Source organism: Bacillus chungangensis (genome assembly GCF_030812995.1).
Classification (GTDB): domain Bacteria; phylum Bacillota; class Bacilli; order Bacillales; family Bacillaceae_C; genus Bacillus_CF; species Bacillus_CF chungangensis.
On sequence record NZ_JAUSTT010000037.1, the window covers coordinates 1 to 16063 of the forward strand.

Annotated in this window: 15 protein-coding genes and 1 pseudogene; 7 read left to right on the forward strand and 9 right to left on the reverse strand. The window is 36.7% G+C overall.

From position 1 onward, the window contains the following. Positions 1-78: helix-turn-helix domain-containing protein (locus J2S08_RS20445; protein ID WP_307232918.1), on the reverse strand; the 78-nt coding region annotated here is incomplete at its 3' end. A gap of 9 nt (positions 79-87) precedes the next feature. Further along, positions 88-297: pseudogene (locus J2S08_RS20450) on the reverse strand (transposase); the annotation flags it as partial. A 549-nt stretch (positions 298-846) separates the two neighbouring features. On the opposite strand from J2S08_RS20450, the gene J2S08_RS20455 reads away from it, so the two are divergent. Continuing rightward, the gene (locus tag J2S08_RS20455; RefSeq protein WP_377907542.1) at positions 847-2322 is read left to right on the forward strand and encodes a lmo1851 family serine protease; all 1476 of its coding nucleotides are present in this window, start codon (positions 847-849) and stop codon (positions 2320-2322) included. 52 nt (positions 2323-2374) lie between these two features. Here J2S08_RS20455 and J2S08_RS20460 read toward each other — a convergent pair whose 3' ends face one another. Then, positions 2375-2608: a DNA alkylation repair protein gene (locus tag J2S08_RS20460; protein ID WP_307232872.1), complete on the reverse strand. Its 234-nt coding sequence runs from the start codon at positions 2606-2608 to the stop codon at positions 2375-2377. Positions 2609-3038: 430 nt separating this feature from the next. Between J2S08_RS20460 and J2S08_RS20465 the strand changes: the two genes are divergently transcribed. Further along, positions 3039-3725: a CAP domain-containing protein gene (locus tag J2S08_RS20465; RefSeq protein WP_307232874.1), complete on the forward strand. Its 687-nt coding sequence runs from the start codon at positions 3039-3041 to the stop codon at positions 3723-3725. 82 nt (positions 3726-3807) lie between these two features. Here the strand turns inward: J2S08_RS20465 and J2S08_RS20470 are convergent, their stop codons facing one another. The 4 genes from J2S08_RS20470 to uptA form a co-directional block, all read right to left on the reverse strand. Next, entirely contained in the window at positions 3808-4563 is a 756-nt protein-coding gene (locus J2S08_RS20470) for an AAA family ATPase (protein ID WP_307232875.1), read from the reverse strand. 418 nt (positions 4564-4981) lie between these two features. Next, positions 4982-6355, reverse strand: coding sequence for an MATE family efflux transporter (locus J2S08_RS20475; protein WP_307232877.1), 1374 nt, complete (start codon positions 6353-6355; stop codon positions 4982-4984). A gap of 224 nt (positions 6356-6579) precedes the next feature. Continuing rightward, entirely contained in the window at positions 6580-7143 is a 564-nt protein-coding gene (locus J2S08_RS20480; protein ID WP_307232879.1) for a GNAT family N-acetyltransferase, read from the reverse strand. Between the two features lie 735 nt (positions 7144-7878). Beyond that, the gene (uptA, locus tag J2S08_RS20485; protein WP_459076814.1) at positions 7879-8472 is read right to left on the reverse strand and encodes an undecaprenyl phosphate transporter UptA; all 594 of its coding nucleotides are present in this window, start codon (positions 8470-8472) and stop codon (positions 7879-7881) included. A 407-nt stretch (positions 8473-8879) separates the two neighbouring features. Here uptA and J2S08_RS20490 point away from each other — a divergent pair, with 407 nt between their 5' ends. Both J2S08_RS20490 and J2S08_RS20495 read left to right on the forward strand, forming a co-directional pair. Further along, complete coding sequence (locus J2S08_RS20490; protein WP_307232881.1) at positions 8880-9203, forward strand: DUF4870 domain-containing protein; 324 nt, start codon at positions 8880-8882, stop codon at positions 9201-9203. An 81-nt stretch (positions 9204-9284) separates the two neighbouring features. Next, positions 9285-10022: a hypothetical protein gene (locus tag J2S08_RS20495; protein ID WP_307232883.1), complete on the forward strand. Its 738-nt coding sequence runs from the start codon at positions 9285-9287 to the stop codon at positions 10020-10022. Positions 10023-10390: 368 nt separating this feature from the next. Here the strand turns inward: J2S08_RS20495 and J2S08_RS20500 are convergent, their stop codons facing one another. Beyond that, positions 10391-12220, reverse strand: a complete 1830-nt coding sequence (locus tag J2S08_RS20500; RefSeq protein WP_307232925.1) for a DNA ligase D — start codon at positions 12218-12220, stop codon at positions 10391-10393. Positions 12221-12595: 375 nt separating this feature from the next. Here J2S08_RS20500 and ku point away from each other — a divergent pair, with 375 nt between their 5' ends. From ku to cspD, 3 genes are all read left to right on the forward strand, one after another. Continuing rightward, positions 12596-13429, forward strand: coding sequence for a non-homologous end joining protein Ku (ku, locus tag J2S08_RS20505; protein WP_307232884.1), 834 nt, complete (start codon positions 12596-12598; stop codon positions 13427-13429). A gap of 102 nt (positions 13430-13531) precedes the next feature. Then, positions 13532-14221 (forward strand): phosphatase PAP2 family protein, encoded by a 690-nt coding sequence (locus J2S08_RS20510; protein WP_307232886.1) that lies wholly within the window; start codon positions 13532-13534, stop codon positions 14219-14221. Between the two features lie 526 nt (positions 14222-14747). Beyond that, positions 14748-14948 carry a cold-shock protein CspD gene (gene cspD, locus J2S08_RS20515; RefSeq protein ID WP_307232888.1) on the forward strand — a complete coding sequence of 67 codons (201 nt, stop codon included), beginning with the start codon at positions 14748-14750 and terminating at the stop codon, positions 14946-14948. Between the two features lie 464 nt (positions 14949-15412). Here the strand turns inward: cspD and J2S08_RS20520 are convergent, their stop codons facing one another. Beyond that, positions 15413-16054, reverse strand: coding sequence for a hypothetical protein (locus J2S08_RS20520; RefSeq protein WP_307232890.1), 642 nt, complete (start codon positions 16052-16054; stop codon positions 15413-15415). Positions 16055-16063 lie beyond the last annotated feature (9 nt).

Below are 16063 nucleotides of genomic sequence, written 5' to 3' on the forward strand. Positions count from 1 at the left end.
TACACAACCAAATGTTCTTGCGAAAAATATTTTTTGTTCTTCGTTTGGATATATCCGATATTTATATGCTTTCAACATTTTCTACACCTACTTTCCGCCTTGTTTTTTAATGTACTGCTTGATTGTTTCTACAGAAGTACCGCCTGTAGTAAACAAGCAGAAACTTCTTGACCAAAACATTTCTTTCCAAAGTTTTTTGCGAACAATGGGAAAGTCACGTTTTATGAGAAGAGAACTTACACGCTTATACACATTTAAAAACTTTGATAACTCACTATTCAGATGTGCCTTAAACATGCACATAGTTTTTTATAGTGCTATCAAACCATATTGTATAGACTAATCATAAAACAATCTTTTGGCTTACGCCAACCGAAAATTCATCTCCCACTTTCATTGGGCTATGCCCTTCACAATTTAGAAGTAGGAGAATTCTTTTCGGAAATCCAGTTAAAGAAAGATAAATAGATATCCTTCCTAAGTTCATCCTTTCTTCGAATGAAGGGATTCATTCTTTCATAGACTTTAAGAGACTGGACAAACAACATAAAAGCTTTTGAGCATCATCAATTACTTTCATATATGACAAAAAACTGTTAGAATAAAAGAGTTAATGATTCCCGAACAGGAATGTTAGTGTTTGTTCAAGAAGCTGGATGCGAAAGAAACTGTAAAATTGGCGTTTGAATTATAGCACTCCTTGAATTCTGCTAAAAACGCAGGCTTTTAAAGGTAGTGAGAAGAACTTTGCTATCGATCGTGAGAAAATTGGAATGGCAAAGTGATATAAATGCACTTTTTGGACAACCGCTTGATTAAAATAGCCTTTAAATGGGAATGAAAGTGGTGATCGGTTTGGAAAACGAAAAACAAGAACTAGAAACGGAGACAGAAAAGCCTAATCGCTTTGTCAAAATAAAAAAGAGCAGATTGATTATCTTTACTTTTATCGTTGTCTTTTTGACAGCAGGATCAACCGTCTTTGCACTATCTTTTAAGGAAGAGAAGGCATCGGGGGATGGGCAAGCTTCTGTATATCGGCCAGAGTTTCAAAAATTGTACAATGCATACGATCTCTTGCGTACAGAGTATTTTAAGGATCTAGATCAGGAAGCTTTAGTGAATGGTGCAATAGATGGAATGTTAGATGCACTAGAAGATCCATACTCTGATTATATGACTGCAGAGGAAGCAAAGAAATTTCATGAAGGCATTGAAGCATCCTTCGAAGGAATTGGTGCAGAGGTGCAGGAACAAGACGGTTTTGTTGTCATTGTCTCCCCAATTAAAGGGTCTCCAGCTGAAAAGGCGGGACTTCTTCCGAAAGATAAGATTCTCAAGGTTGATGAAAAAAGTATTCAAGGAATGAGTGCCAATGAAGCAGTTTTGTTAATTCGTGGTAAAAAGGGAACGGACGTCACATTAACGATTCAGCGTGCAGGGGCTTCAGAACCAGCTGAAATTAAAATTACTCGCGACGAAATTCCGATTGAAACAGTATATTCGGAAAAAGTGGAAGATGGGATTTGGAAAGTTCAGGTTACAAGCTTTGCAAAAACAACTTATGATGATTTAATTCGTGTAATAGATGATTTAGAAGCAAAAGGAATGACTGGTTTGATTCTTGATTTAAGGCAGAATCCTGGTGGACTTTTAGATCAAGCAATTAAAATATCCAATTTATTTGTCCCTGAAGGCAAAGTACTTTTCCAAAATGAGATGAAAGATGGCACGATTGAACAATATGTAGCTGATGGCGGGAAGAAAGTAAATGTTCCAGTTGCAATGATTATTGATAAAGGCAGTGCCAGCGCTTCGGAAATTTTAGCAGCTGCAGTAAAAGAATCTGCTGGTATTCCTTTGGTCGGCCATCAATCATTTGGCAAGGGAACGGTTCAAGCTACAAAAGACTTCACTGACGGCTCTAATATGAAGTTTACTTCTGGAAAATGGCTGACTCCTGAAGGAAATTGGATTCACGAAAAGGGTATTGAGCCTGATTTTGTTGTTGATTTACCGAAGTACGCTCAATTGCCGTTAATTAATCCGGATGTAGAACTGAAAGAAGCGACGATTTCCAATGATGTAAAAGCGGCTGAAGAAATGCTGGAAGTTCTCGGCTATCAACCTGGAAAAATTGATGGTTTTTACGATGAAGAAACAGTAGAAGCTGTAAAATCATTTCAAAGGGATATGAACCAAGAGGCAACAGGTATTTTAAAAGGCGAGACAACGATTGAATTAATGAATAAAGTGCGAGAAAAAATTGTTGAGAACGATACTCAGATGCTTAAAGCATTAGAACTTGTTAAAAAGAAATAGGGCGAAACATTAAAAGGACTGCTTCAAAAATTTTTGAAGCAGTCCTTTTTACTTAATTTTGTTTCTCTGCAAATTTTAAAAAAGTGTACTCATCTTCTATTAATCCACATGCAGCACATTGAATGCGGCAGCTTGGTCCATTATATGCAAGATGAAATGGACTTGAAGCATTTTCCTCAAGCAAATTCCCTGTCTGTGGATCAAGCTTTACTGACTGGACAACCTGTTGAATAATATTAAAGCGCGAGCGATTTGACTTGCAATTTGGACAACGATATGGACCCATCTATCATACCTCCTAACAGAAAATAGACTTAGATGAAAGTTTCTATTTCAGCTTCCCCTATCTTCTAGAAATGTATTCCATTGCTAAGTCGGATATCAAATACTGTCATCACACGTTCTTATTCGACATATAATTGCAATAATTGTTATATAAACAAGGCAATTTTTTAGTTGTCAACCATTAATTCTCGGCAAATGTTGGATAAAAAGTTTAATGTTGCACGGTTGGAAATGTAAGCAATAAAAGGAGATTTATCTCAAGTAATTGGTTGTAAAGGGATGAAGTAGATTAGAAGAAGCATTATCTTTGAAAATAACAGTTAAAATTTTTAAAACTAGCAAACTGGAAATTCCTCCCTAAAATATTACAAATCTCGCATGTTATGATAGTTTTGCAAGGGCGAAAGAGAAACTAAAGGAGGAATTTCAACATGAACAAAAAATTCTTAATTTCAACAGCAGCTACAATTGCACTGCTTGTTACACCGTTAGTAGGAAGTGCCGATGCCGCTGCTGGAACACCTGATGTACCTGCAAAAAATCAGACAAAGCAAAGTCAGAAATCAAATTGTTTTATCTGGATGAAAGATAAATACAGCTTTAAATATCCACAATGGAATAAAGCACCACAAAATCCGTCAACAGAGGTACCTAATCAGGAACAGGAGAAGCCACAACAGCCGAACCCAACACCTAGTGAAAAACCTACTGGGAATGAGGAACAGCAAACAACTGGTGAATTAAGTGCATTTGAACAAAAAGTGGTTGAATTGACTAACCAAGAGCGCAGCAAAAACGGATTGCCTGCATTAAAAATTGATACAGAGCTTAGCAAAGTAGCTCGTGAAAAATCAAATGATATGCAAAAAAATAACTACTTTGACCATAATAGCCCTACATATGGGTCACCATTTGACATGATGAAACAATTTGGTATTTCTTATCGTGCAGCTGGTGAAAATATTGCCATGGGGCAGCGTTCTCCAGAAGAAGTTGTGAAAGGTTGGATGGATAGCCCAGGACACCGTGAGAATATTCTAAGCAAGAACTTTACTCATATTGGTGTTGGCTATGCAGAAAATGGCAACTACTGGACACAAATGTTTATTGGAAAATAAGAATCATCAAGCAGAGCCGATCTGATCGGCTCTGTTTTTTTTTATCATACTCTAAAACATTCAGAATTAGCAACTCTAACATTTAAGTGAAAAGATGATGAAGCAATCGATCTTTATCATCAAAAAATTGCTTCATGATGGAATAATGATCCGTTTCTTCCAGTTTTGAGTGTTTTATTCCGTTCTCCGTCAACTCTAAAATAATAGAATCAGGGTAGGCCATGATAATAGGGGAGTGCGTGGCAATAATAAATTGAGAGTTTTTATTTATTAAGTCATGCATTCTTGACAGTAATGATAATTGTCTTAAAGGAGAAAGGGCCGCTTCTGGTTCGTCCAAAATATAAATGCCGTTTCCAGTAAAGCGATTCGTAAACGCAGCAAAAAAAGATTCTCCATGCGATTGTTCATGAAGAGATACCCCTCCATAAGAGTTGATAATTCGTTCGCTTCCTCCTGGTTCACGATCTAATTCTTCGATATTTGTGGCTAAATTATAAAATGTTTCTGCACGTAGAAAGAACCCATCCTTAGGCCTCTTCACTCCTTTGACCACCTTAATATACTGTTCGAGTTCTGAATGGGAATCACTTGTCGAAAAATTAAAATTAAATGTGCCACCTTCTGGATTAAATCCAATTGAAATGGCAATTGCCTCTAACAATGTGGATTTCCCCATCCCATTTTCACCAATTAAAAACGTTGCGTTTGGATGCAGTGTTAACTCAGTCAAGGATCTTATAGCCGGAATATTAAACGGATATTTTTGGGAACTAGGTACTTGATCATGCAAGAGTTCAATCTTTCTTATGAATTGAGAACGATAAAATGCATCCACTCATTTTCCCTCCATTATTAAATCTAGAAGCTAATTTTATCCCACATCTAACTGGCAGTAGGCCCCCACCTCAGGGAGTAAGAGAATCAGAAGCGCTAGGCAGGGGATAATTGAAAGTCAAATGCCGATTGGTTCGGAGCCGCCAGGATAAAGAAAGCTTCGGCAGTGATACATCGCACGAGGAAAAAGCGGCATTCTTTTTCGAGGACGTGACTGGAAGTTTCACTTTATTGATCTATTTTTGAGATTTTACTCTATGATACAAGGTTTGGAAGTTCACATCAATGAGTATAAAAAGCGCTAGATATACTAATGATATTTTGTCTTTTCTTTGTAAAATCATCCTCTGATATCTTCATAGGAAACTTTCAATTAGCCAGAGGGAAAATCCCCATCCGAATCTAGGAGACTTGCTATCCTAAAAATCAGAAGGGGTCGTTGCAATTTCACTCGTTTTTCTTTTTTGAACGGCGAACAAACGGAAAGATAAGGCAATAGCTCCTGCTGCCAAACCTGAGATTAAACCAATCCAATAGCCAAATGGTCCTTGCGCTGTATAATTAGCGAGGATATATCCAAGCGGCAGGCCAATAACCCAGAAGGATATAAGGGCAATAAAAAAAGTGACGTTGACATCTTTATAGCCCCGCAAAATTCCTTGCATAGGCGCCAAAATCGCATCAGAAAACTGAAAAAAGATTGCATATACGAGAAACTGTGCAATTAAGCCAATGACAATAGTATCTTCACTATATATTGTAGAGACAGGCGTTCGGAATAGATAAAGGATGACTCCTGACATACTTGACATTAATATAGACGTTGTAAGGCCTAGCTTACTATAAGCTTTTGCATCCTGTGCTCTTTTCGCTCCAATTTCAAACCCTACAACAATTGTTAAGCTCATCGAAATACTTAACGGCATCATGTACAGTAAAGAGGAGAAGTTAAGTGCAGCTTGATGCGCAGCAATTACCTCTGTTCCAAACTTACTCATAAACAGCGTAACAGCTGAGAAAATACTTGTCTCAAAAAAAATCGACATTCCAATTGGAACACCTAGGAGAAATATTTCTTTCCATTTTTTAAAAGAGATTGCATATAAACGTTTAAAAATATGGTACTGGTTAAATGGTTTTTGCCGATGTACAACCATAATAGCAATAAATGTAACGAGCCAGTAAGTGATTGCCGATGCATAACCTGAGCCGACACCTCCGAGCTCTGGCATTCCTAATTTCCCAAAAATTAATAAATAGTTAAAGATCACATTAATGGGCAGTGTTAATAGCGTAATGATCATCGTTGTTCTTGTCATTCCTAGTGCATCAATAAAAGAGCGCAGCACATTAAAAACAAATAGCGGAATGATGCCGAAAGAAAGCGCGATTAAATAATGCTTGGCAATTGACCTCACTTCGGGCTCTAATGTCATCGATTGTAAGATCGGTTCTAGGGCAAGACTTCCGATCAGCAAAACAAATAACGCAAGGCTGACGCCAGCATAAATGCCTTGTATGACAGAGAATGGAACTTCTTTATTTTTTTTGGCGCCAACTAACTGAGCAACGATTGGAGTAACAGCCAACAAAATTCCACTCAAGCCCGTATACACTGGAACCCATAACGATGAACCGATAGCCACTCCTGCTAAATCATTTTTAGCATATTGACCAGACATCATTGTATCGAAAAAATTCATTGCATACATTGCTAACTGTGTGATGAGAATTGGGATAAGAATATATGAAAATTGCTTGATTTTTTCTGATAATGTAGAAGTTTGTTTCATCTGTTTCCCCCATCTGTTTCTTTTTTGAGATACGAATGAAATTATACCATAGGAGGGTAGAAAAAATGAATGAAAAAAAGAAAGGGGGCTGCCTAATTTGCAGCCCGCCAAAGTGGATCAGTATAATGAACAGATCATTTTATAAAGTTTCAATAGGGAAAAAGAAAAATGGGGACAACTTTTTACCTTCCAACTGTAGGGGAGAAGGAAGGAGAAGCTTCACTTCATGCTTCTAAACAAGAGGTTTCACCCAGGACGGCTTGCTGACGTGTATAATAAAAAATATATTGATCCTTTGGAACTTCAAACAAGTCGTACACATAATCATTGACATTTATTTTGTTAAAGATTTCTTTTCTTGTTTTGTTAGCCTTTAAGGCATATGGAAGTTTCAGTGCAGCGTTGATTGAACGATGATTTCCCTTGCGAATTCGTATAAAAATTGTCTCGATTTTACTTTCAAAAAATAAAAATTGAAAGAAGGCTTCTTTTGCAAGTCTGTTGTAGCCTTTGCCATGGTACGGTTTTCCTAGCCAAGTGCCAAGAAAACCAGCATTGTCTTCAATATCAAATAGATTAATCGTTCCGATCGTATTGCCCCATTCGTCTAAAATTGTTCGTGAAATCAATTCTCCTCGTTCTTCCGCTTCGATCGTTTGTTTTGTTAAAAACAAAAATGCTTCATAAGAAGAAGCCTTATGACGAACAAAAGGAAAGACATCAGGATGCACCATTAAATCGAATAAGACACGGTTTTCATGTCCATTTAGATCGCGTTTTTTGAGCATGCTAATCCCTCCAAATACAGGGCAGTCCTATGGATCAGTACCACCCTCGAAATTTTTTAATAATAATAAAAAATTTCGGGGTGGGAATCGAACCCACTAGAACCAGTCAAAAAACTGGTGGCGCACCATTTGCCTTCCCTCCATTACGATGTACAAATGTTGTACAACAACCGACTTCTATCAATGAATGATGCAAGTCGGGAGAATATCATTATTTTATCCCACATCTAACTGGCAGTAAGCCCCCCACCTCGGGGAGTAAGAGGAATCGAAGAAGACTAGGTGGGGGATAACTGCCAGTAAATGTCCGATTGGTTCAACTAACCATCAGTGGGGGATAAGAGAAAACCCCCACTGATGGAAGTTTCACTTTATCTGTTTCACTATCTTTTGGGCATTCATTCCAATCTCTTTATCAAGAAGAATGTTTTTGCAAATATTACGAGTTCTTGTTTTTTTGTGCTTTATGAAAGTATCATACAAAAAAATAGTTCATTTGTGAAGAGAAAAAAAGCATTTTTTTTTCGACAAACAGTCATTTAATCTCACATCTTACTGACAAAAAGACTCCACCTTAAAAGTAAACACTTAGGTGGTAGATAGCTGCTCGGATCACATGATAAGGAAAGCTTCTTGAACAGCATCGCACGAAAAAAAAGTGCGCTTCTTTTTCGAGGACGTTCTCCTATTATTAGTAGGGGGATAAGAGAAAACCCCGACTTTGGAAATTTCACTTTATCTTCGTTTTATAAAGAAATGATAACAGAAATAAAGAAGCAAACTGCCCAACGCTAAAATAATAATTGGCTTTAAGTAATTTACAGCAGTTTCCCCTATTTGTTGCCAATGTTGTCCTAGCTGCATACCAATAAGCAAAAAAAGAATCGTCCATGGAAGCATTGCTGCAGCAGTATAGAGAGTAAATTGTTTAAAAGACATTTTCGCAATTCCCGCAGGAATAGAAATTGCATGGCGTACAATTGGTATAAACCGTGCAGTAAAAATAACGATTGTTCCGTATTGTTCAAACCACCTTTCCGCCGCATCTAAATGCTTGGTGCGAATAAGAAAAAACTTTCCATATCGTTCAAAAAAAGGACGGCCGCCATAAGCGCCTAACCAATAGAGAAAAAGCTGAGCCATTGTTCCACCAAGTATTCCGGCTATAAGTGCACTAATAAAAGTAATTTGTCCATTCGCAATGAGATATCCCCCATAGCCCAGAACAATTTCACTCGGAATGATTTCAATCATTAGTCCAAACGTAATACCAAAAAATCCATAATCACCGAGCTTTTCCATCAAGAGAATAATCCACTCTGTATTCAATCTAGTAATCAACCCCATTAAGTGAACTTTTTTATTGGATGATGAAATAAATCACTTGCAGAAAAACAATTGATAGAAGTGATCGTGTTATTTTTATGCAAGTTGTCAGAAAGGCACCTATGCTAGTCTATGCTCGTACGCTTATTTTTTTCCTGATGAATATTGTTTCAGCGTTATTTCTTGTAAAAGAGCAGCGTTTTTCTTTCTTATGAAGCACTCGATAAAGATAAAATGACATTCCTTTTCGAGGACGTGCCATTCTCTATATGGAGGATGAAAAAAATATTGGAAGTTTCATAAACGTTGAAGTATGAACAATATATCCATATAATAAAAAAATATAAAAAAATTGAAGCTTTTTTTTTATATAAAACGTATAAAATAGAAAGAAAGGAGTGTGAGTGAAAATGCCTACAAAAGATGAAAGAATCATGGCAATGCTCATATATGTCACAAGTTTTTTTACAACCTTTATTGGCCCGCTTGTCATTTGGCTTATTAAAAAAGATGAATCTGCATTTATTGATTTTCATGGTAAAGAATATTTTAATTTTATCATTTCTTACTTCATTTATACGGTTATAAGCGCAATTCTTGTCCTTTTACTGGTCGGCTTCTTGCTGCTTTGGGCGTTGGGAATTGTATTTATCGTGTTTCAGATTGTTGGAGCAATCAAAGCATATGAGGGACAACTATATCGTTTCCCATTGGTTATTCGATTTTTCCAATAAAGTAAATTTCCTACATCTCATCATAAAACACCGTCTATTTCCATATCATTAAGTGATACTGTGAAATGACGGTGATAGATGTTGAATATCGGCACATATTATATGAAAAGATCACAGCTATATTTATATCAATTCATTGCGGCAAGTATTTTGCTTCTCTTCTTCTATCTTACAGATTTCCTGCATTCTTTTGCTATTATCTTGTATGTACTATGGATATTTTTATTATATTTGTTCGTTCATTATCTTTTTTACGAATGGAAAGTAAAGAACAGTAAAGCTGGAAAATGCACACAAATAAAATGCCGACAAGATTTACTTCTCCTTCTTTTTACACAGGGACCCCTTTTAAAAATGCATTTTTTCTTGCCAAATGGCTTAGAGGAGATGGAGCTATATCAAGATGTAAGCCGGTTTAATTGGCTAGTTCCGCCAATTATTGATAATTGGACAAACCGTCGATTTTTTATTCGAGATCGAAGCGGTTTGCTGATTGCATCTATATATGTTAGTAAACGACAACCGCAAATAACGCTCTTGATGAAGGAAACGGTACTATCTCTACAGCTAATTAGAAAGCGTCACAGAAAGCTTGTATTTATTTTTCAGAAAGACGAAATAAGCGTCGAACAAAAATATGGAGTTATGAAAATTAAAAAAAATGATCAAATGATGTGTCAAATGCAAAAGGGGTGGATGCCTATTAGTTGGCAGCGAACTTTCGCACCAAATACTCCGATTCTTATTTTTAGTGACAACGCAAGTGAAATCGATCGTCTCATTTGCCTTGCGTTGATTCAATATTTATCCCACATCTAACTGGCAGGAAGCCCTCCACCTCAAGTGTAAGAGGATGGAAGAAGTTTAATGGGGACTAACGGAAAGTCAAATGTCCGATTGGTCGAGCCGACAGAATAAGGATAGCTTTTTGCATCAGCATCGGACGAAGAAAAAGCGGTTTCCTTTTTCGAGGACGTTGCGGCTTTAGCCTTTGTTCTACTTCTCATGTTGGGTATGGAAGTTTCACTTTATCTTGTATATAAAGGGTGCAAAAGCGCTCCTTATGAAACATATTGTTTGTTTAGAAGTGGGAGACTAACATTTTTATTTCAGTCTCCCATTGGTTTTCGAATAAATTTTAAGAAAAGCATCGTAAATTCTATATGAAGAATAAGAGTTTCTCCACACTATGTTGCATGCATTATTTCTAATACGTTTGCAAATGGCTGATCTTTCTTTGCAGTCATATATGCTGCAAAAGGACAGCCCATTTTGTGGAGTCGTTGTAGTACTGTTTTTATCGTAAACATATTTGGATGAAGCTTTTCATTTACTTCGTCCCAAAACAAAGGTGCTGCTACTAATGCTTCTTCATTTCCCCGCACGGAATATGGTGCAATGATTGTTTTTCCTTCTCCATGCTGCAAGTAGTCAAGATAGAGCTTGCCTTTTCGATTTTTTTTCAATCTTTCTGTTGTAAATAATGTTGGCTCTTTTGTTACAAGATACTGTGTAATAAAGGAAGTAAACTTCCTCGTATCCTCCCATGTAAATTGGTTATCAGGGAGTGGGATATACACTTGCAAGCCCTTATTTCCTGATGTTTTTACAAAGCTTTTTAGTAATAATTGATCGAAAATCTCTTTCATCATTTGAGCTGCTTGCACAGCAAGCTGAAATTTGTCACGGCTTGGTGGATCAAGATCGAAAACAATTTCGCTGACAAAATGACTTTCTATTGTTTGAAAAGGAAGGTGAAATTCAATAGCTAGCTGATTGCCTAACCAAATAAAGGTTCTTAGATCATTGCATAAGATATATTCTATATCGCCTTCTTGATGTGTTTTGACAAAGCTAGGTGCATAATCTGGACAGTTCTTTTGATAAAATCCTTCTCCAAAAATGCCGTGTGGGTAACGAATGAGAGTAAGTAGACGATCATGTAAAAAAGGCAGCATATATGGCGAGACTTTTCGTAAATAACGAACATAATCTAACTTGGTTATCGCGTCATGTTTCCAAAGCGGCTTATCAGGGTGGGTAATCGTCACTTCCTGTGGAAGGCTTGCCTCTTGAATTAAAAATTGTTCGAAGGTACAGTCGTCTGGTGTCAAATCAAATCGAAATGTATGAAAATGCGGTTCTCTTAATTGGCCTTCATACCATTCTAAGTAAAAGACGTCGACGCAAATTGCTGGAGAGATAAGAAGAGTTGAGCCGTTTTGAGTATGGGCATTTTCCTGGATAATTGTTTGCAATGCGCCTTTGCTTTCTGGTGGCAGACTAAAAAGAAACTGTCCTAAAATGATGATTTGGTTATTTTGATAGACGCCGATTTCGTAGTAGCCATTTTCTTTGCTATAAGCAGTGATGAAACATGATGCGGTCTTCCAATTTTTCAATTTAATCCATGCTTCCGAACGTTTTCCTTCCTCCCATTTGCTATTGAGCTGTTTTGCGACCATTCCTTCTCCATCAGAAGCTTGAATCATTTCCCAAATATTTGTGCTGCTTTTGTCATAGGGGACATAATGGAGCAGTGCTTCTACACCGATTGTCGGTGTAAGTGGCAATCCCCATTCAGCTAATAAATTTTGAAGAAGTTGTTTCCGATCATGATAAGGCTTCTTCCATAAATTTTTTCCTGATTGCTGCAAGAGATCGAAGGCAAGAAAACAACAAGGACGCTGTTGTGCCTGTTTTTTAATACGGCTGTCTGTTTTCATCCGGCCGCGAATTTGCAATTGTTGAAAATTTGCTTTACATCCATGTTCTAGTAAGACTAATTCACCATCTAGGAGAAGTGGAAAATAGCTTGCAGCCTTTGGACGAAGCTGTAAAAGAAACGCTGCTAATTCTGGAAATTGGGGCAGCAGATCACGCTCATTTCGGCTCCAAAGATGCATTTTTTCTTCTGTCCACTCTAACATCCCTCGATATCCATCATATTTCACTTCGTATCCCCATTTTTCCTTTTGAGGCAATGATTGTTTTAAGATTGGCAACATCGGTTTCAATGTATTCACCACACAATTTTTTTATCCCACAACTATTGCTAGAAGAGGGGAGTGACCAAATTCACGTTTCATTAAATGTTAAACTCTTCAAGCGTACATGTTAGGAAATCAGCATCGCATTTTTCAAGGGATGAATTGTAATGTATCTTTTCCTGAAGAAAAGGTTTTTATCCTGCATCTCTTTTTAAAATGGGAAAGGTTTTTCTTATATTCGCTGGGATGCTATTCGTTCATAACCATAAATCCTTTATTTCACGGAGAAAATCTCGTTATATCCACATTTATTGAAGGCCATAACAATAATTTCTAGTATGATGCTGAGAGAAAATACAGACATTATAGTAAAAATGATCAAGAAAAGAGATGTGATCTTATATGCATACGATGTGGAAAGGAAATATAAGCTTTGGACTTGTAAGTATTCCTGTCAAACTCCATGCAGCAACAGAAGATAAGGATATAAAGCTTCGATCTCTTCATAAGGAATGCCATACTCCGATTAAATATGAAAAAATCTGTCCGGTCTGTGAAAAAGAATTGGAAGTAGAGGAAATCGTGAAAGGTTATGAAATAACAAAAGGGAAGTTTGTTGTACTAGAAGAAAATGAATTAGCAGACTTAAAAAAAATCAGTGAAGAAAGAGCGGTTGAATTAATTGATTTTATTAAATTAGAGGAGATTGATCCTATTTATTTTGAGCGCAGCTACTATCTGTCACCAAATACTGGGGGAACGAAGGCGTATGGCCTTTTGCGGAAAGCACTTGTAGAATCAGGAAAAGCCGGTGTTGCTAAAATTGTGATGAGGTCTAAAGAGCGGCTTGCAATCATTCGTGTTTTTGAACATACCCTTCTCATGGAAACGATTCATTTTCCAGATGAAGTAAGGAAAGCAGCTGATGTTCCTGGTGTTCCCACTGACGATCAAATTACAAAGCGGGAATTAGACACAGCTATTTTACTTATTGATCAATTGACAAGTCCGTTTGAGCCTGAAAAATATAAAGACGAATATCGAACAAAATTACTGGAATTGATTGAATCAAAGCAGACAGGAGAGAAAGTAGTGACACCGATAGAAAAAGAACCAGCAGCTAATGTCACTGACTTAATGGCGGCACTGCAGGCCTCTATAGATAAGACAAGGCCAAAACAAAAGAAAGCGGCACCACGCAAAAAAACAGCGGCCAAAAAGAAAATAGTCGAATGAATCCAACTATTCTGTTTCTCATTTTTCCCTTGGTACATTCATCCATCTATGCTACTATTGAAAACAGAAATGAGAAGATAGAATTGAGGGGTATACATGCAAATGATGGAAGAAAAAAAACATCCCATTGTTTCGTTACTATTGTTATTGCTCATATTAGGAACATGCACTTGGGTGTTTGTCAGTATTGCAAAAGATTTTGAGGCAGCGCATATACGTCAATTTGATTATAGCATTATCCAGTACGTACAAGGTTTTATATCGGAACCAATAACAAATCTTGTATTGAAGATCACTTTTCTTGGATCATCGATCGGTATAGCAATCATCACTTTCGTCTTCAGCCTTATTTTAGTGCTATTTCGAAAATATCTGTTTGGGATTTATTTGCTGATGTCTGTTGCCGTTGGATATGTGGGCTTAAATACAGTTCTCAAACATATTTTCCAGCGTGAACGTCCATCTATTTTAAGACTGGTGGAGGAGCATGGTTTCAGTTTTCCAAGCGGCCATTCAATGGGAACAATGGTTTTATTTGGCACACTTTTACTTATCTTGTTCAAATTAAGTAAAAGTGCTTCTGTAAGAGTGATAGGAGTAATTGCTGCATTATCAATCATCTTGATTATAGGTTTAACAAGAGTCTACCTTGGCGTTCATTATCCGACAGATATTGTAGGCGGATATACAGCGGGAATAGTATGGCTCACTATAAGCGTCGTTATGTTTAATCAAATTGAAAAGCGGACACAAAAACAGGATAAGCTGCTATTTGTGAATAATCGATATTAGTCTGAGAAGCATCATGCAAAAGGATGAGTGGAAAGCTCTTTCTTCTTGCATGATGCTTTTAACCCGTTATGATATTATTATCATCACCTTTAAACATTTATTTAGCGGAAAAGGATGTTTTATTTGAGAAAAACTGGGTATCCTTAAAATGGTGTAAATTTTTAATTTCTTGCTTTTTCCTTTTAAATAAGCTAAAATGATAAAAGGGTAGATTACCGTTATTGATGTTGCTAATCTATATTTGGAAGTACAATTCATCTGGCGCGGTCATCGGAGCCGCAAGGACGAAAGAGAGGCAGGGCTTTTGTTGTTTTGGAAAGCTAATATTCACTGCCATTAGAAACAGTTCGTGTTAACGTTAAATAAATAACCAATTTTTAAGATGAAAACAAGTATATGGAGTTTTAGATTCACATGTTATAAAGAATATCTACTCCTATTTTGTGGATATTCTTTATAATATGTGAATTTTTATTTACTGCGTAAATATGAGTAACATATTAAAAAATTTTTGGAGGTTTGTTACATGCAAACAGGTACTGTAAAATGGTTTAACAGCGAAAAAGGATTTGGCTTCATCGAAGTAGAAGGCGGAAGCGATGTATTTGTTCATTTTAGCGCTATTTCTGGAGAAGGCTACAAAACTTTAGAAGAAGGACAACGCGTAGAATTTGACATTGTTGAAGGTCAACGTGGTCCACAAGCTGACAACGTTGTAAAACTATAATCATACCCATAAAAAGGCTGCTCACGGATGAGCAGCTTTATTTTTTTATCCCACATCTAATTTACAATAAAATTTTCTAAGGTTTTTCAATGCTATTATTGAACCATCCAAAGGAGCAAGAGCAGCGAAATTCATCTATCCTTACTAAAAATTCAATTTCCTCAAATCAGTCTGCTCCTTAACCAATAAAAAAATGGCTTCTAGAGATCAGAATAACTCACTTTATTCTTGATCTCTAGAAACCCTACAATTGCAGACTTGTTGAAAAAGGTGGGATTTCTTCTTTTTGCAAGTACTGATAAAGCCCTAATTCTAGACGTAAATTCAATTACTTGAGCAAGTCATTTCACTTATTGAAGTATATATCAAACGTTAGCATTTGATAAATAGTATAAAACAATGAGAATTTTTAGATTTTTCTTTATGGTTTACGCTCATTTGGTGGTGATCTATCATTTATTTTGTTATTCTTGCGGATTGCATCGAAAATGAAAGGACGGTTCTGTTTGCATATAATAGCCGCTTCTCACATGCCCGACCCAATTGGCGAACGCTTCTCTCCATTCAACACCTTGAAAGAATGCATCGACTGATTGATTATCTGAATCCCATTCTAAAATAAAAAACGGTGCACTTCCTCTTTCCCAGACCCCTCGATTTTTATCTGTCCCTGATTCTCTCACTAAAAGTAAGGGAAGACCGAATTGGTATGCCATTGCCGGCTCAATTTGAGCAAAAGGAGTTCCTTCCCAGGTTACCTTGTCTTTTTGAAATGGTCCAACATTTGTTTTCATTTCTTTTACTAAAAACCTGCGAAAATTAACTGCTAACATTCCATAGCTCGATAATATCAATCTACGAATGCTTGTTAGTGATGATTCAGGATATTGTTCACTTTTAGGCAATGTTCGCGGGAACAGCAATACATTTTCAATTTCTTGAAGGAGGAGATCCAAAAAATAACCTTGTATGCGATTAGTAGTATTTGTGGAACTTGCAAACACTGGAATTCGAAATGCTCGATCAGTAAAATCTCGCATATATTTTGATGTGCAGTAGTCAGTTCCTGAATGGTTATGTTGATAGATATCTTTATTTTTTTCCATATTTTTATC